General features: G+C 70.1%; 12 protein-coding genes and 1 pseudogene. 9 read left to right on the plus strand and 4 right to left on the minus strand.

Annotated features, from left to right (window positions below):
• Positions 1-128: 128 nt before the first annotated feature.
• Positions 129-1163, plus strand: coding sequence for a lysylphosphatidylglycerol synthase transmembrane domain-containing protein (locus tag QSK36_RS12795; protein ID WP_285782534.1), 1035 nt, complete (start codon positions 129-131; stop codon positions 1161-1163).
• Positions 1164-1272: 109 nt separating this feature from the next.
• Here the strand turns inward: QSK36_RS12795 and QSK36_RS12800 are convergent, their stop codons facing one another.
• Together QSK36_RS12800 and ypfJ are read right to left on the minus strand one after the other, a co-directional pair.
• Positions 1273-1935, minus strand: a complete 663-nt coding sequence (locus tag QSK36_RS12800; RefSeq protein WP_183537706.1) for a DedA family protein — start codon at positions 1933-1935, stop codon at positions 1273-1275.
• Between the two features lie 113 nt (positions 1936-2048).
• The gene (gene ypfJ / locus QSK36_RS12805) at positions 2049-2933 is read right to left on the minus strand and encodes a KPN_02809 family neutral zinc metallopeptidase (RefSeq protein ID WP_183537705.1); all 885 of its coding nucleotides are present in this window, start codon (positions 2931-2933) and stop codon (positions 2049-2051) included.
• A gap of 367 nt (positions 2934-3300) precedes the next feature.
• On the opposite strand from ypfJ, the gene QSK36_RS12810 reads away from it, so the two are divergent.
• The 5 genes and pseudogenes from QSK36_RS12810 to QSK36_RS12825 all read left to right on the plus strand — a co-directional run bounded on the left by QSK36_RS12810 (position 3301) and on the right by QSK36_RS12825 (position 10303).
• Positions 3301-7245, plus strand: coding sequence for a metallophosphoesterase (locus QSK36_RS12810; RefSeq protein ID WP_285782535.1), 3945 nt, complete (start codon positions 3301-3303; stop codon positions 7243-7245).
• 141 nt (positions 7246-7386) lie between these two features.
• Positions 7387-8511, plus strand: coding sequence for a HupE/UreJ family protein (locus QSK36_RS12815; RefSeq protein ID WP_183537703.1), 1125 nt, complete (start codon positions 7387-7389; stop codon positions 8509-8511).
• Positions 8512-8609: 98 nt separating this feature from the next.
• Positions 8610-9206: a class I SAM-dependent methyltransferase gene (locus QSK36_RS12820; RefSeq protein WP_183537702.1), complete on the plus strand. Its 597-nt coding sequence runs from the start codon at positions 8610-8612 to the stop codon at positions 9204-9206.
• 9 nt (positions 9207-9215) lie between these two features.
• A pseudogene (locus QSK36_RS43470) lies at positions 9216-9409 on the plus strand (TOBE domain-containing protein); the annotation flags it as partial.
• Positions 9410-9442: 33 nt separating this feature from the next.
• Complete coding sequence (locus QSK36_RS12825; protein WP_285782536.1) at positions 9443-10303, plus strand: TIGR03619 family F420-dependent LLM class oxidoreductase; 861 nt, start codon at positions 9443-9445, stop codon at positions 10301-10303.
• Positions 10304-10416: 113 nt separating this feature from the next.
• Here QSK36_RS12825 and QSK36_RS12830 read toward each other — a convergent pair whose 3' ends face one another.
• On the minus strand, positions 10417-11865 hold the full coding sequence (locus QSK36_RS12830; protein ID WP_285782537.1) for an MFS transporter: 1449 nt from the start codon (positions 11863-11865) through the stop codon (positions 10417-10419).
• A 138-nt stretch (positions 11866-12003) separates the two neighbouring features.
• Here QSK36_RS12830 and QSK36_RS12835 point away from each other — a divergent pair, with 138 nt between their 5' ends.
• The 3 genes from QSK36_RS12835 to QSK36_RS12845 all read left to right on the plus strand — a co-directional run bounded on the left by QSK36_RS12835 (position 12004) and on the right by QSK36_RS12845 (position 15015).
• Positions 12004-12609, plus strand: a complete 606-nt coding sequence (locus tag QSK36_RS12835; RefSeq protein WP_183537698.1) for a TetR/AcrR family transcriptional regulator — start codon at positions 12004-12006, stop codon at positions 12607-12609.
• A 247-nt stretch (positions 12610-12856) separates the two neighbouring features.
• Positions 12857-13456: a sugar O-acetyltransferase gene (locus QSK36_RS12840; protein WP_285782538.1), complete on the plus strand. Its 600-nt coding sequence runs from the start codon at positions 12857-12859 to the stop codon at positions 13454-13456.
• A 692-nt stretch (positions 13457-14148) separates the two neighbouring features.
• Positions 14149-15015, plus strand: coding sequence for a DUF6745 domain-containing protein (locus tag QSK36_RS12845; RefSeq protein ID WP_285782539.1), 867 nt, complete (start codon positions 14149-14151; stop codon positions 15013-15015).
• Between the two features lie 223 nt (positions 15016-15238).
• On the opposite strand, the gene QSK36_RS12850 is transcribed toward QSK36_RS12845, so the two are convergent.
• Entirely contained in the window at positions 15239-16573 is a 1335-nt protein-coding gene (locus QSK36_RS12850; RefSeq protein ID WP_285782540.1) for a hypothetical protein, read from the minus strand.
• Between the last annotated feature and the right edge of the window lie 136 nt (positions 16574-16709).

The following is a 16709-nucleotide window of genomic DNA, read 5'->3' on the forward strand; positions in this document are numbered from 1 at the left end:
CGCGGTCGCGGCACCGGGATTTCCGCAAGCTTGCCGTCGGTTTTGCTCAAATAGGCATATTAAGGATTGTTATCCATTTGGCGTGCGAAAGCGGAATGAAGCGGACAGTGCGGAGGCGGCGAATCGGCGTGGAGACCATTTCGGCGGAGGCAGAGGTGGCGACGGGCCGCGCGCCCCGGAGCAGGGTCGTCATGTCGCTGGTCTCCCTGGCGCTGGCGGCCGTGCTCATCTCGTTCCTTCCGCACATCACCGGAGTCACCTGGGGGCAACTCGACGAGCGCCTGGTGCGGGTCGGCTGGGGCGCGATGGCGGTGCTTACAGGGGTGTGGCTGGCCGGGCTGTGGGTGTACTCGAACGTGCTGAGCGACTCCCTGCCCGGGTTGAGCAGGCGCCGGGCGTTGCTGGTCAACTGCGTCGGCAGCGGCGCCAGCAACGTGCTGCCCTTCGGCGGGGCCGTGGGTGTGGCCATGACCTTCACCATGATGACCAGGTGGGGCTTCGGGCGGCGGCCGGTGGTGGCCTCGACGGTCGTGACGGGCGTGTGGAACCTGCTGTCCCGCTTCCTGCTCCCCGCCGTGGGACTCGTCTGCCTGCTCGGCGCGGGGTACATGCCGGATCGCCGGCTCGCGGCGGCCGCAGGGGTCGGCGGCGCGTTGCTCGTCGGCGTCGTCGTCGCCATGTCGGCAGCTCTTCATCGGGAGGCGGTGGCCGACCTGCTGGGGCGGGGCCTGGATCGGGTGGTCCGATTCCTGCCGCTCAGGCGTAAGCCGTGCCTGCGCGACTTCCTGCTCGACCTGCGTCACTCCACCATCGAGATCACTCGTACGCGGTGGCCCCGGCTCACGCTCGGCATGGTCGCCTACATGGCGCTGCAGTGCGTTCTGTTCGTCGGATGCCTGCGCGTGACCGGTGCCGAGGTCGCCGTCCCCGAGGCGGTCGCGGCCTTCGCGATCAACCGGGTGCTGACCACCGCCGTCATCACGCCCGGCGGATCGGGGATCAGCGAGTCGGCGACCGCGCTCGCGCTGATCGGCTTCGGCGTCGCACCCGGGGCGGCCACGGCGGCGGTGCTGCTGTTCTGGTTCTTCGCCCACCTGATCGAGATCCCGGTGGGCTGGTTCGCCTGGAGCATCTGGTCGCTGACCGCACGCGCGCGGCCGTGAGCGCGACGGCCCGCGGGACGCCACACGTGGTCGGTCGCGAGCAGGACGAGGTTTTGCACACTGTTCAAGTCGCGGGTCAACGGCTTCCCACGGCGTCCGGCGCGGCGGCCTACCTCTTCACCGGGCGGCCGGAGGGCGTGGCCCTGGCGTACTCCGCGACCGGCGTTCGCGGCCGGGTCAGCCGGTGGACGCCCAGGCCGGCGGCGGCCAGCGCGACCAGGCCGGCCGCGGCCAGGAGACCGACCCGCCCGGAGACCTGCTCCACCAGCTCGTACGAACTCCCCGCGGCGTACCCGAGCCCCACGGTGCCCGCCCCCCAGGCCAGCCCGCCGGGCACCTCGTAGGCGAGGAATCTCGTGTACGGCAGGCGTCCCATGCCGGCCAGCATGGGGACCAGGGCGCGCAGCAGACCGACCCAGCGGCCGAAGAGGACGGCCCATCCGCCGCGCCGCCGCAGGAAGTCCTCGGTGCGGTCCCATCGCTCCGCGCTCACCCGGCGGCCCAGCCGGCTGTCGCGCACGCGAGGCCCCAGCCGCCTGCCGATCCGGTAGCTGATCGAATCCCCGGCGACCGCGCCCACACCGGCCACGACCATCATGAGGGGCAGGCTCACATGCCCCGTGTAGGCGAGGAAACCGGCCATCAGCAGGGTGAGCTCACCCGGCACCACGAGCCCGACGAGCGCCGCCGTCTCCGCGCAGGCCATCAGCCCGACCACCAGGTAGGCCCACGGGCCCGCCATCGCTATGAACTGGTGCAGCCCCTGCGTCATCGGATGCCCCCCGCCGTCGCGATGACTGTCTCCCCACAATGCACGTCACAAGGGGAACGCCAGTAGCTCGCGGCGGAAAAACCTCAGTAAGCGTCCAGCCCACAGGGAAAACGTCAGACAGCGCCGGAGAACGTGTCACACCGGGCGGGAGAGCCCGTCTTGTATCCCGTGGTGAACCACTTCACCCGCTGCCGGGAGCTCCCGTGCGTCCATCCCTCGGGGTCCACCCTGCCCTGGGTGCGCTCCTGGATCCTGTCGTCGCCCACCGCCGCCGCCGCGTCCAGGGCCTCCTGGATGTCCGCCGCGGTGAACGGGCTCTCGTAGAACCCCGTGTCCACCGCGTTCTTCGCCCACACCCCCGCGTAGCAGTCCGCCTGAAGCTCAAGCCGTACGGAGGCGCTGTCCGCCCCCTGGCTGTCGCCGCCGACCCGCCGGGTGGTGCCGAGGAGGTTCTGCACGTGGTGGCCGTACTCGTGACCGATCACGTACGCCTGGGCGAAGGGCCCGCCCTTGGCGCCGAATTTGCTCTCCAGCTCGTTGAAGAAGCCGAGGTCGAGGTAGACCCGGCTGTCGGCCGGGCAGTAGAAGGGGCCGACGGCCGAGCTCGCCTGGCCGCAGCCCGTGCTCACGGCGTCGGTGAACAGGACGGTTCGCGCGTTGCGGTACGGCTGCTTGCCCCGCTCGGCGAAGGCGTCCCGCCAGTATTTCTGGACGCTGTTGACCACACCCACCACCCGGCACTTCTCCGACTGGTCCGCGTCGCTGCCCTTCTTGCATCGGGACGTCAGATCCGAGGCCGGGCGCGCGCCCGTGGACCCGCCGGACGAGGAGCTTCCACCGCTGAGGAGATCGGCCGGGTTGACGCCCAGGACCAGGGCGACGACCAGGGCGACGACACCGACGACGCCCCCGCCGATCGCGAGCCCGCCGCCCGGGAACCCTCCTCCGCCCTCCTCCACCTGTGACGCGTCGAGATCCACGTCGTCGCGGAAGTCCATCAAGCCCGCCTTCCTGTCCCGGGACCTGCCACGCCCTATGATCCCCGACGGCCGCCGCTCGCTCATCCGGTGCTCCGCCGGCAGAAGTGCCCTTTCTGGACATTAAGGGATGAATGCGCACGAAGTTCGCCACTGTGTTGTGCTTTGCGGAATTGCGGGCGTTGTGACCTAGTCGTTCCTGATTCGTAACGGATGACCAGAATGAGGCGATAGTTCGTCTTTGCTTCAGTCTCTTCACGCACGTCGTTCACTCGCGAGATCCACTGTGACCGCTCGAGACCGCGCCGCTTTATCGGCGCTTTATGCACTGTGATGGAAGGGACTGCACCTGATGCAGCCAGTGGCAGCCAGAAAGCTGCTGGGAGGCTTGAACAGGCGAGGTCGTCTCGCCGTGGCCGCCGTGATCGCCCTGGTCGCGACGCTGCTCGTCAGCGGCGTCGTGACGGCGGCACACGCCGACCCGGACCCGGCAGCAGCGGGTCATGGACGCCCAAGCCCGACGCCGACCGGTTCCCCCACCCCGCCCGCCCTCAGCCCCGCCGGCGGCTCGTACATCGAGGGCACCGTCAAGGTCACGGCGGTTCCGGCCGCGGCCGGTGACAGCGTCACCGAGCTCGCCGTCGACGGCACCGCTCTGAACGCCACCCGTACGGTGGGCGTGTCGAGGCTCCGTTTCGACGTCGGCTCGAACTCGACGGAGGCGCGCTACCACAACTACGTGCTCGTCAACGGCGTCTACCGAAGCGACATCGGCGACCTCGTGAACGAGCGGGCGACCATCGAGATCCCGAACGAACACCTCGTCAAGGGCGAGAACACCGTCGAGATCTTCGCCGGGACGATCCAGAGTTCGTGCGGCACCAACTACGACGACTTCGTCCTGTCCGATGTGGGCCTCGAACTGCTCGGTGAGGTCGCGGACGGGGAGGACAACCCCTACACCCTGTCCTTCGGCGACGGCAACTGCGGCTCGAACACCGCGCTGCTCAAGCAGGCCACGCTGAAGTTCTTCGTCAAGGGCGACCCGCAGGGCACCACGGGTCTCGCCACGGACCTGGACACCACGACGCTGGCCAACGGCGAGCACGCCATCACCGCCAAGGCCGCGTCCGGGGCCATGGTCAAGCACACCGTGACCGTGAACAACGCCCCGGCCGGGGCGCCCCGGCTGCTGCCCACGGACGGCACGCTGGTGGCGCGCACCACGCAGATCTACGCGAACGTGCCCGCCGCCGGTGGGGGCGGCGTCTCGTCCCTCACCGTCGACGGCGCGGAACCCGCCACGAAGGCCACCCTGGGCAACGGCGCGGCGATGTTCAGCTTCGACGTGGGCACGGACTCGATCGACGACAAGTACGACGACTTCCTGCTCGTCAACGGCAAGCGCATCGACCTGGGCGGCACCTGGGCGGGCCGGCGCGTCACCGTCGCCGTTCCCGCCCGGTTCCTGGTGCCCGGCGACAACACCGTCAAGGTCGTGACCGGCGACTGGAAGGCGTCCTGCGGCGCCGACCGCGACGACTTCACCATCGCGAACCTCGACCTCGCCCTCGACGGCGCCACCGTGACGGGTCATGACGTCAAGCCGTCCTACGACCTGGGCGACGGCAACTGCGGCAGCAGCCAGACCGCCCTCCGCGAGGTCGAACTGCGCTACACGATCGACGCCCCGGCGGTGCACGTCGTCCGGACGCTCGGCTCGGGTGACGCGACCCTCAGCTTCACCGTGGGCACCAACTCGATCGAGGCGCGCTACCAGAACTACCTGCTCGTGAACGGGCGGAAGGTCGTGCTCGACGGCGACTTCGTGAGCCGGCGGGTCGACTTCACCTTCCCGAACGAGTACCTCGTGCCCGGCTGGAACACGATCGACTTCGTGACCGGCACCTATCCCACGTCGTGTGGCAACAACCGCGACGACTTCGCGATCTCGAACATCGCCCTCACCCCGGTGCGGGGCACGGCGGCCGGTCAGACGCTCAAGAGCTCCTACAGCATGGGCGACGGCAACTGCGGCGACAACGTGAACCTGCTGACCGAGATCGACCTCGAGTTCCTCGTGGACGCCCCCGCCGCCGGGCTGAGCGCGGATCTCGACACCACCGCGATCAAGGACGGCAAGCACACCGTCGCCGCGACCTCGACCACGGGCGAGACCGCCACCCGTACGCTGATCACCGACAACTCGGCCCCCAAGGTCGCCACGAGCGTCCCCGCCGCGGGCGAGAAGATCACCGCCTCCGTCGTGCTGGACGTCAAGCTGGAGGACGCCTCCGGCGTCGTGTCCGGGCCGGACGTCACGCTCGACGGGCAGGCGATCGCGCTGGGCGCCCAGGTGGGCCCCGGACTGCGGCCCGGTTCGCACACCCTCGCCGTGACCGCCGCGGACTCGCTCGGCAACACCGCCACCCGGGAGGTCTCGTTCGAGTCCGCCGGCATCCCGGACGCCCCCGCCGAGCTCACCCCGGCGTCCGGAGCCGTCGACGTGTCGGGCTCCGTCACGCTCTCGGCGAAGGTCGCCGAGCCCGGCGGAGGCCAGGTCAAGGCGACGTTCTCCGAAGCCGACATCCTGACCCCGAACCAGGCGTTCCAGGGTGTGGCCGAGACCGTCCCCACGACCCTGGAGGTGCCCGGAGAGAAGAAGGTCAAGGCCACCGGGCTGGAGCCCGCCGACGGCGCGACACTTGACGCGCCCGCCGGCCGGGACGTCACCTACCAGCGGTACGACATCCAGGTGAAGGGCCACGTGGACGCCCCGGTCCTGCGCTGGGAGGGCGTCGTCGACCCCGAGCGCCTGGTCTCGCTGCGGGCGTGGAACACCAAGACCCGGGCGTGGGATCTGCTGACGAGCTCCCGCGGCGCCGCCGAGGGCCAGACCGCGCTCACCGCCGTCGTCGGCGACCGGTACGTCGACGGGCAGCAGGTCCACGTGATGGTGACGGGCGAGGACCCGTTCGCCGACGACATCGACCCCGGTGACCCGAACGGCTTCGCCGACCCCTCCACGTACGACTTCTCGATCGTCCACTTCACCGACACGCAGTATCTGTCGGAGGGCGCGGTGGAGCAGGAGACCGCCGAAGAGCGCGCGGTGTGGGAGTCCGCGTACGCCGGGATCGTCAACTGGATCAAGGACAACAAGGACCCGCGCAAGATCTCTTACGTCGCGCACACCGGCGACCTCATCGAGAACAACATCCGCAAGCCCGCGGACGAGGCCGCACAGCGACAGGTCGTCGGCGAGTTCGAGGTGTCGTCCAGGCAGCAGAGCGTCCTGGACGAGGCGAAGATCCCGAACGGCGTGATCGCGGGCAACCACGACAACCAGTCGGGCACCGAGGACGGGCCGGGGGCGATCTACAACAAGTACTACGGCCCCGGCCGCTACCAGTCGGCGGCGCAGGGCTGGCAGCACGCCGAGTACGGCGGGCCGTGGAAGGACGGCGACAACCAGAACCACTACGACCTGTTCTCGGCCGGCGGGCTGGACTTCGTCGTGGTCGGCCTGTCGTACGGCGTCACGCGGGAGGAGGCCGAGTGGGCCGACTCCGTCTTCAAGCGGTTCCCCGACCGCAACGGCATCCTGCTCTCGCACGACTACCTCGTGCCGAGCACCAACCCGGACGGGCGCGGCGCGGGATTCTCGGCGCCGGACGGCTCGATGCTCTACAAGACGGTGGTCGAGAAGAACCCGAACGTCTTCCTCATCCTCGCCGGGCACGAGCACGGCGTGGCCACCAACGTGAAGCCGAAGGTCGGTCAGGTCGGCAAGGGCGTCGTCGAACTGCTGGCGGACTACCAGTTCTACACGGTCTCGGCCGACCGCCTCGGGCTCACCCAGGTGGGCGGATACAACCCGGACGACCAGCTTCAGTTCGGCGCGAGCTTCTTCCGGCTGCTGCAGTTCAACGTCAAGCGGGCCGAGCTGACCGTGGACACCTACTCCCCGCTGCTGAACGACTTCGGCGCGGGCGAGTTCGACCCGTTGCGCCGTTACGACGGCCGCGAGGACAACATGGTGCTGCCGGTCGATCTCACCACCCGTACGACGAGCTTCACGACCGACTCGCTCGCGATCTACGAGCCCACCCGGGTCATCGGCACGAGCACGGTGCCGTCGGGTCAGGTGGCCTCGGTGACCTGGAAGCGTCTCAAGGGCGACACGGCCTACGCCTGGTTCGTCACCGCACGCTCCACCGGCGGCGGCGTGACCGCCTCCGAGCCGAGCGTCTTCGTCACGAAGGACGAGCACGGCCGCCCCGGTAAGTGGGGACCGGACTCGCCCCTCTACCGCTGGTTCCAGCGCAGGTAACCGTCATCGCCGCCCCGGAGCTCCGCGTCGACGCGGAGCGTCCGGGGCGGCCTTTCCCCTCGAACTCGGAACCTCGAACTCGGACCCCCTCGAATCCCGGACCTCCGAAACCCGGACCTCCTCAAACCTGGAGAACGAGACATGTCTCGCAGGCTGTCCGCCGCCGTCCTCGCTCTCGCCTTCGCCCTCGGCGGGCTGACGGCGTTCTCCGCTCCGGCGGCGGCGCACAACGCGACCACCAAGGCGCACGCCACGGTGACCGGAACGGGCGCGGACGTCAGAGTCGTGCTCGACCTGGAGTACGACCTCCTCATGAAGTCGGCCTGGCTGTACGCCGAGGCGTACGACGCGAAGGAGCGGGCCGAGCAGCTCCGCCAGCTCGAGAAGAACCACGCCGCCGTCGTCGACTACGTCACGCGCCGCTTCGCCGTGGCGTACGGCGACACGCCCTGCACGCCCACGCCGGTGGGCGACGCGGGCGTGCGCGACCGCGACAACGTGGCCTACGCGGTGCTGACCCTCGACTACCACTGCAGGGGCGACGGCGGGGGAGGACACGCGATCTCAAGCGCGCTCTTCCCCGACGCCGAGAGCTTCGTGCACAGCACGGAGACGATCGTCGGCTACACGCTCGACGGCACGACGGGTTCCGCGGTCCTGACCGCCGGAAACCCGACGGTGCGGGTCGGCGAGCACCGGGCCTCGCACCAGATCGGGGAGTTCTTCCTGCTCGGCGCCGAGCACCTGCTGTCCGGACTCGACCACATCTTCTTCCTGCTCGCCCTGCTCGTCGGCGCCCGCCGCCTGCGGGACGTCGTCGTCACGGCCTCCGCGTTCACGGCCGCCCACAGCATCACGTTCCTCCTGGCGGCGCTGGGGATCGTGGACGTTCCTGCGGGGATCGTCGAGCCGGTCATCGCGGTGTCGATCATCGTCGTGGCCGTCGCCAACCTCCTGGGCCGCGACGAGGACAAACTGGGCAGGTGGCGGCTGCCGATCGTCTTCGCCTTCGGCCTGGTGCACGGGCTCGGCTTCGCGAGCGCGCTGGACATCGACGAGAAGGGGTCGTGGGAGCTGCTCCTGTCGCTGCTGAGCTTCAACGTCGGCATCGAGGCGACCCAGCTGCTGATCATCGCGGTGCTCTTCCCGCTGCTGGTGCTGCTGCGCCGTACGTCCGCGGTGCGCTGGGTGACCGCCGCCATGTCGGTCCCCATCGTGGCGGTCAGCCTCTACTGGTGCGTCGATCGGATCACGTCGCCACTTTGACGTCCGGCCGGGCGGCGAACGGCCGCTCGGCTTCGTGACGGGGCCGGCGCTGTGGTCGAATCGTTCCTCCACCTCCTTCCGCTGAGGAGACGAAGACCATGAACGATCGATCCCTTGAGGAGACCAGGGAGTTCTTCGCCGCGAGGGCGGCCACCTGGGAGGAGAAGTATCCCGACGACGGCCCGGCCTTCGCCGCCGCGATCGCCGAGATGGCCCTGCCGGCCGGGGGTCTGGTCCTCGACGCCGGATGTGGAACCGGCCGTGCGTTCCCCCTGCTGCGGGACGCGGTCGGGGCCGCCGGGCACGTGGTGGGCGTGGACGTCACCCCGGAGATGATCCGGTCGGCCCGCGAACGGGGACGGGGTGAGTCCGGCCGGCTGCTGATCGCCGACGTCGGGCGGCTTCCGCTCCGCGATGGCGTGGCCGACGGCGTGCTGGCCTCCGGGCTGATCTCCCACGTTCTCCAGCCGGTGGCCGTGCTGTCCGAGCTGGCCCGGGTGACCCGCCCCGGCGGGAGGCTGGCGCTGTTCCACCCCGTGGGCCGTGCGGTGCTCGCGGCACGGCGTGGCCGCACCCTGACCCCCGGCGACATACGGGCCGAGCACAACCTCCGTCCCCTGCTGGACGCCGCCGGCTGGACCCTGCTCGACTACGACGACACCGAGGAGCGCTATCTGGCGCTGGCCCGCAGATGAGAGACCGATGACGCGGTGACGGCCCAGGTGGAGATCGCCACCGGCCGTTCCGCGTGGTCTCGCTGATGAGCCGCCGGTCGGCCGACGAGCTCGGTCTGGAGCCTGGGGTGATGGCTGTGGCCGCCGTCCAGGCCACCGAGACGCACGCCTACCCGGCCTGTGGCGGATCCATCCTTGCCTTGACGCCTGCGACAAGGTTCTAGCGTGATCGCGAACACCGGCCCGAGGAGCCCCCGATGAAATTCGCGATCGCCTACTCCACCGCCGACGGGCTCGACCCCGACAGGCTGGTGGCCTATGCCCGCCATGCCGAGGATTGCGGCTTCGAGGGGCTTTATCTTCCGGAGCACATCGTGCTGTATCCCGGCGCCGCGATCGGTCCCTTCGAGATCCCGCCGGCGCTGCCCTACCCCGATCCGCTCGACTGCCTGGGCTTCGTCGCGGCGGCCACGCGACGCCTCCTGCTCGGCACGGCCGTGCTGCTGCTGCCGTACCACCACCCGGTGGTCCTGGCCAAGCGCCTCGCGACCATCGACGTGCTGTCCAAAGGGCGGATGCGGCTGCTGACCGTGGGGCTCGGCACCCTGCCCGGCGAGGCCGAAGCGGCGGGGGTCGACTTCGGCACCCGTGGACGCCGTGCCGACGAGGCCATCGACGTGCTGCGGCTGCTGTGGGAGGGGGACGAGAAAGGCGTCAGCTTCACCGGCGAGTTCTTCGGCTTCGATGACGCGTGCAGCTATCCCAAGCCCTGTGGCGTCACCCACCTGCCGATCCACGTGGGCGGGTCGAGCCGGGCCGCCGCGCGCCGGGCCGGACGGCGCGGCGACGGCTACTTCCCGGGTGGCGCGCTCACTCCGGAGGAACGCGCCGTCCAGTGGGAACTGGCCCGCACCGCGGCCGCCGAGGTCGGTCGCGATCCCGATGCGCTGGAGTACACGCGCTGGGGGTCGATCGACATGTCCCCCGAACGCGTCGAGACGTACGCCGCGCAGGGCGTGACCCGCATCGTGGTCAGTCCCTCGTCCACGGAACCGGAGCGGCAGCGGGACGAGATGTCCGCGTTCGCCGAGCGGTTCGCCCTCCCCCGTATCGGCTGACGCGTGGCTCGTGCGATGTCCGGCAGCACTCGCGCGTGACGCGGCGCTCGCGGCTACATGCGTGAGGAACGGTAACGCGGCCCTGGTCATCGGGACCGCCGCGTGCGGGCCGGTCAGGCGTGCACGGGGTCGCGTCGTGTGCGCAGGAAGGCCGCGGCGAGGAGGACGCCGAGCAGGACGAGGACGGCGTTGACGGCGATGGCGGCGGTGACACCGTGCAGGATCGCCCCGGCGGACGCCACACCCCCGGCCGTGGCGGTGGCGATCGCGGACATGATCGGGGTCCCCATGGTGATGCCGACCTGCTGGGACATCGAAGCCAGGCCGGTGGCCAGGCCCTGCTCGTGGTCGGGGAGGCCGGTGGTGGCGGTCACCATGAAGCCGACGATGACGAGCATGTTGCCCACGCCGCCCAGGAAGGTGGCGGGCAGCAGCAGTCCCATCGAGGCCGGCGTGTCGCCCAGGAAGATCAGGATGGCGGTGAAGACGGCCTGGAGCAGCCCGCCGCCGATCAGGACGGCCGCTGTGGAGGTGCGGGCGATCGCCTTCGGAGCGAGCATGCCGCCGGTCACGGTCCCGGCTCCCAGGACGCCGAAGGAGAGCCCGGCGGCGAGGGCCGAGAAGCCGAGGGTCTTCTGCATGTACAGGGTGAGCAGGTACACCAGGGACGTCTCGGTGACGAAGGCGAGCAGCCCGAGCACGTTGCCCCAGGCCACGGTGCGCTTGCGCAGTACGCGCACCGGGACCAGGGGCTGGGCGGCCCTGCGCTCGACGAGATAGAAGACGACCAGCAGGACCGCCCCTGCCAGCAGGCCCGTCAGGGCGAGGGGCTCGCTCCAGCCGTGTTCGCCGGCGCGCGTCAGGCCGTAAACGACGCCGAGCAGCCCGAGGGTGACCGACAGCGCGCCGGGCAGATCGACCTTGGGACGGGCGGCGGGGCGCGACTCGGCGATGACGGCGGGGGCGACGAGGAGCACGGCCAGGGCGACGGGGACGTTGATGAGGAAGGCCCAGCGCCAGGACAGCAGGTCGGTGAGCACGCCGCCGAGGACCGCGCCGGCGGTGAACCCGGCGGACATGAGCGCACCGTTGAGGCCCAGGGCCTTCTGGCGCATGGGGCCTTCGGGGAAGGACGTGGTGAGCAGGGCGAGCCCGGCCGGGGTGGCGGCGGCGGTGGCGAGCCCTTGGGCGATGCGGGCGATGATGAGGACCGCGGGGCTCGGGGCGAGCCCGCCCGCGAGCGAGGCCGCGCCCAGGAGCGCGAGGCTGCCGAGGAAGATGCGCCTGCGGCCGATCAAGTCGCCGATGCGGCCGAAGAAGAGAGTGAAGCCGGCCGCGCACAGAGCGAAGGCGGTGGCGATCCACTGCAGATCGGCCAGGGGAAACCCGAGGTCGTCGCCGATCGCGGGCAGTGCCACGTTCAGGATCGAGAAGTCGACGGCCAGCATGAACTGGGCGACCAGCAGCACCGCGAGGATGACCTTCAGGCGGCCGGTCAGGCGCCGCGGTGGCGCATCGTGAGTGGCGGCCGCGGCCACCGGCAGGGATTTCGTGGTGGACATGACAGGGACGTCCCTTCGGGCATGGAGGCAGCGGTATTAACGGTTCTCTCGTCCCGTTAAACTGACGAGGACACTAGCACTCCATGCCGTCTTAAGGGAACCCTGGTCCCGATAGTGGCCTTGTGGGAAGGAGCCGTCATGGCAGCCACTCCACCGCCCGGTGCCGTCCGCCCAGGTGGACGCACCGCTCGCGTCCGCGAGGCCGTCCTTGAAGCCGCCGCCGACACGCTGGCCGAAAGGGGCTTCGACGGGCTCGACCTCGGCGAGATCGCGCGTATCGCGGGAGTTGGGAAGACCACCCTCTATCGCCGCTGGGGCACGCCCGGCGCGCTCGCCGCCGACCTTCTCCACGACATGGCCGAACGATCCCTGCCCCGGTCGCGCAACGGCGACGTCGACCAGGATCTGCGCGACAACGCCCGCCTGGTCCTCAAAACCCTCACCGATCCCCGCCAGGGGCGGCTGTTCAAGGCGCTGATCGCGGCCTCACTCTGCAACGACCAGGCCGCGCAGGCGTTGCGCCGCTTCTACGCCGTACGCATCGACGAATGGGCCGGCTGCGTCACCGACGCGATCGAACGAGGCGAACTGCCCTCCGGCACCGACCCGCGCCGGGTGATCGCCGCCGTCTCCGCACCCCTGTACTACGCATTGCTCAACACCGGGGAACCTCTGGACGAGACCGCGGCGGATCGGGCCGCGGCGGCGGCGCTGGCGGCGGCCCGCGCCGGTGCCCTCACCTGACGCCTGCCAGCGAGAGGCGACAGCCCGCCGTCGGCGCTGTGCGACGCCGACTGCCCCCGGCTCGCCCGGCCCCGGCTTCCCGGCCGAGGCTGCCGCAGATCATGCTCTCCACAGGAGAGGTCCCGTCGGCGTCGGTCGCGGGTTCCGCGACACTTGGTCCTCGACGAGTACCAATTCGGCGTCTGCGCGGCCCAGGCTCGAGATCGGTCGCGCAGCCGACGAAGACCGAACGCCGCAGGAGACAACCGTGAGCCTCGAGGCACAGCGCGCCCACATCCTCACCGGGCAGATGTACAACGACCTGACCGACGAACTGGTCGCCGCCCGACAGCGCGCCGTGCTGCTCACCAACGCCTACAACGACAGCTTCGGCACTCCCCAGGCCCAGCGTGAGGCCCTCCTACGTGACCTGCTCGACCACGTCGGCCCCGGTGCGCACTTCGAGCCCACCTTCCGGTGCGAGTTCGGCTACAACATCAGCGTCGGCGCCGGCTTCTACGCCAACTTCGACGCCGTCATGCTCGACGGCGGACGAATCACGATCGGCGACAACGTTCTGCTCGGGCCGCGCGTGAGCATCTACACCTCCAACCACGCCATCGATCCTGACGAGCGCGTCGCCGGGGCCTGCTATGCCAGGCCCGTGACCATCGGCGACAGCGTGTGGATCGGGGGCGGGGTCACCATCAACCCCGGCGTGACCATCGGCGACGGCGCGATCGTCGGCTCCGGGGCCGTCGTGACCCGAGACGTCCCCGCACGCGTCGTCGCCGCCGGTAACCCCGCCCGGGTCCTGCGCGAGATCACCGAGCGGGATGCCACCGGCTGGCGCCCCGACGCCCTGTAGGCGCGCCCGACGCGGATCTCCGTTGCCGTCATTGAAGAATTGAGTTCCATATAGCTGGGGACGGCTGGAATTCACTCGCATTCGATTCGCAAGGTATGCGAGGCGGGCGGGTTTCATCTTCTTCCGGGGAACGGCATCTGAAAGCGCCGTATGGAATTCGCGCTGCGTCTCAGGCGAGGCGTCGGCATACTGGGCGAGTAGCCGCGCCGCGAGCGTCATATCCCATCTGGCCTGGGACGACAGCGGGAATTCTCGAATGCCGAGCACCGGCCGAGCCATGCTGTGTTGTCCCGATCGAGGCTCCTCCATTGGGTCATGCGCTCCTGGTTCGGAGGCTCCTTCGGGCGGCTTTCTGCCGACTGGCCGGAGCCGTGCAATGGATCCTGGGAATGCACTCGATCGCTGTCGACCGGGCGGTCGGATTTCGGCGCCGCTCTCTCCAGGCGCAAATTGCTCCGCCGACTGTGGGTGCAGCGATCGCAGCCGATTCGCCTGCCGGTTCGCATCCGGCTGCGCCCAAGAGACACCGGCCCATTCCCTGCCTCGCCGCAACCGGCCCGGCTGCTGCGGAGCAAACGGCAACAGCAGCGGCGGTTGGGGCGGGGATCGGCCGGGTGGTTGCGCACACCGTGGAGCGCAGGCCATCATCGAGGCATGATCTCCAACCGAAAGGGCGGCGACGCCCACGCGCGTTGACCGCGCCCACGCGGCGCTATGTCGCCGCTGAACCTGTTGCCGACGTCAGGAGCAAGAGCGCTCACGACCGGTGGCAGGAAGCTGTCAAGATCCGACAGGAGTGGCTGGACCACGGTCTGTCCACGCAGCCGGCCGACCGGCGGACCGTCGAACACAGCCTGACCATGATCTACGCGAGGATCTCTCGCCCGAAGCCCTGGTTCGAATGGGTGGACTCACCGGACAAGGCGATCCCGCTTGTCACCGGTCTGCCCACTCTCGACCAGCTCTACGGGTGGATCCGGGATCCTCGTCCGCACGGGACACCGCCACTGGCCAGTGATCTGGCCATGCTCGAGTCCCAGTTGCGCGGCGCACTCAGCGCGGGTGTCTCCCACGCCGACCCTGAGCTGTCCCCGACGCGGAGGGGTAAACGGGGCGAGCCTTGGCCCGAACTGCCACCGCTGAAGGCACTCGACGCCGGCGTTCCACTGGGTGTGGTGCTGCACCAAGGCATCCGCACCGCACTGCACCGGAGCCTCGCGCACGGATACCGCATGCCGATTCGTAACGCGCTGGCCGGCAGCGGGACCGTACCGGCGTGTTGGTACGGGCAGCAGGACGCGGCGTGGGTCGCTTACTACGACGCCCTGCACCGGCTCGGACTGGCCTCCTACGGGCCGGACGAACTCGAGCACCTCGGCCACTGGGCCGCACTGGTTCGCTCCTGCGGCTGGTGGTGGCCCGGCGAGGATGTGTGCATCGTGGTCGATCGGCCCGAGCTGGTCCGCACCGAACCAGTTCCCGGAACCTTGCACGACGAGGTCCGGCTCCGGCGCGACGGTGTCCGCTACCGCGACGGCTGGCACCCGCTGCCGGCATGACCCACGGGTCGGCCGGGACGAGGCAGATCGTCTCGTCCCGGCCCGCCCGAGGACAACCCGCCCGCTGCCGCTCGTCACGACCTTCCCGGTCGTCTGCGCGCTTGTGAGCGGGGCCTGGTCTCCCGGAGGGCAGGGGAGCCGGTTCCGGGGATCGGAACCGGCCTTCCGGCTGGTACCACCTGGTCGCGGCGGCGCAAGCCGGACTCCGGAACCGGGGCACAGTTCACAGTCGCGGGCTTGGAGTCGAGTTGGATCCGACTGCAGGCGTTGCGAGGCGCCGGTGCCGCTCACGCCAGAGCAGGGCGGCCGAGATCAGGCAGGCGGCGGTGAACCACAACGGAGAGACGGTCGTCGGCCTCGAGAAGGTGGTGATCATGGCATACGGATCGAAGGCATCCGAGCCGTAGAGGAGCCCGGGGCCGCCCCGGTCGGTCAGGGTCACGGCGGCGAGCCCGCCGAGCGCGGTGAGGAACAGGCCGCTCATCGCCACCCAGAACACGGCCCGCCGCTGGAGGGCGACGAGCACCAGTGCGGCCAGGCCGCCGATGCCCACGAACAGCTCCAAAGCGTGCCAGAACGCCGGGGAGACGGCGCCCACCACGTCACCCACGACAGGAGGCAGTCGCTCGATCGACACGTGCGGACTGATCCACGCCGGATGGCGGTTGGCCAGCGGCGGAAGGAGCAGGACCAGGCACGCGGCGAACCGGGCCGCCACCGTGAGCGCCGCTCTACGATCGGTCGGCGGGACGTACGGCGCGAGCCCGCTGGGCGTGCCGGCGAGTTCGTGGGCGGACCGGGCCAGCCAGATCACGAACAGAGCGTCGGCGGCCGACGTGGCCTCGTCGTAGACGTCGTGGAAATCACCGGCCCCGCTCAGCGGTATGCCCCCGATCAGGAGCGCGACCGGCACCAGCACGGAGGCGATGCCGTACCACACGGTCGTCCGCCCCCAGCGGCCGTCCCGCCACTGCGCCACGAGCACCAGCACGGACCACACCGAGGTCCCGACGCCGGCGAACCCGCCGAGCGCCGCCGCCCGCTCCGCCGCGTGCCAGTCGAGCACGTCGAACACCTCGGCCGCCGCCACGCTCACCTGGGCCAGCAGGCCGGCGCCCAGGGCGAGGTCGGCGTGACGTATGTTGCGGCGCAGCACCGGGTGGAACAGCACGACGAGCGCCGCCATCACCAGCGTGTCGAGCACCACCGCCCACCACGGCCAGACCGGCATGACCGCGTAGAACACCCAGAATGCCACTGCCGCATACAGAGCCCTTCGCAGCGGGCGCGTCTCGGGGTCGGCCGAGAGGGTCTTCCCGTACGGCAGGTCCCGCAGGCTCTGCCACAGCGCCCAGGCCCACAGTCCGCCCGCCAGGACGAGGGTGAGCACGTTCGGCCACGTGGCCGTGGCGTCCTCGTCCGCTTCGACGAACAGTGACAGCCGCCACAGGAAGCCGACGTCGCCACCGGTCCGCGCGAGCACGGCGGCGACCATGAGCGCCGCCACATAGCCACCGGTCACGAGCACGGCGGGAAGGACCGACCGATAACGGCGCACGCGTCACGTCCAGGAGATCGAGCAGAGGGCGGGCCGCTCACCCTAGCGCTTCCTGATCATGAATTCGATCAACGGTCAAACGGTCAATGGTCTGATCACTGTCTCCAGTGATCAGGCCGTTGATTCTCGAGTCGGG

This window comes from Microbispora sp. NBRC 16548 (genome assembly GCF_030268985.1).
In the GTDB taxonomy this organism is placed as follows: domain Bacteria; phylum Actinomycetota; class Actinomycetes; order Streptosporangiales; family Streptosporangiaceae; genus Microbispora; species Microbispora catharanthi.

Coding starts and splice junctions, on each gene's coding strand:
- QSK36_RS12800 (WP_183537706.1), bottom strand. CDS start 1,935: ATGACGCAGGGGCTGCACCAGTTCATAGCGATGGCGGGCCCGTGGGCC.
- ypfJ (WP_183537705.1), bottom strand. CDS start 2,933: ATGGACTTCCGCGACGACGTGGATCTCGACGCGTCACAGGTGGAGGAG.
- QSK36_RS12815 (WP_183537703.1), top strand. CDS start 7,387: ATGTCTCGCAGGCTGTCCGCCGCCGTCCTCGCTCTCGCCTTCGCCCTC.
- QSK36_RS12820 (WP_183537702.1), top strand. CDS start 8,610: ATGAACGATCGATCCCTTGAGGAGACCAGGGAGTTCTTCGCCGCGAGG.
- QSK36_RS12825 (WP_285782536.1), top strand. CDS start 9,443: ATGAAATTCGCGATCGCCTACTCCACCGCCGACGGGCTCGACCCCGAC.
- QSK36_RS12830 (WP_285782537.1), bottom strand. CDS start 11,865: ATGTCCACCACGAAATCCCTGCCGGTGGCCGCGGCCGCCACTCACGAT.
- QSK36_RS12835 (WP_183537698.1), top strand. CDS start 12,004: ATGGCAGCCACTCCACCGCCCGGTGCCGTCCGCCCAGGTGGACGCACC.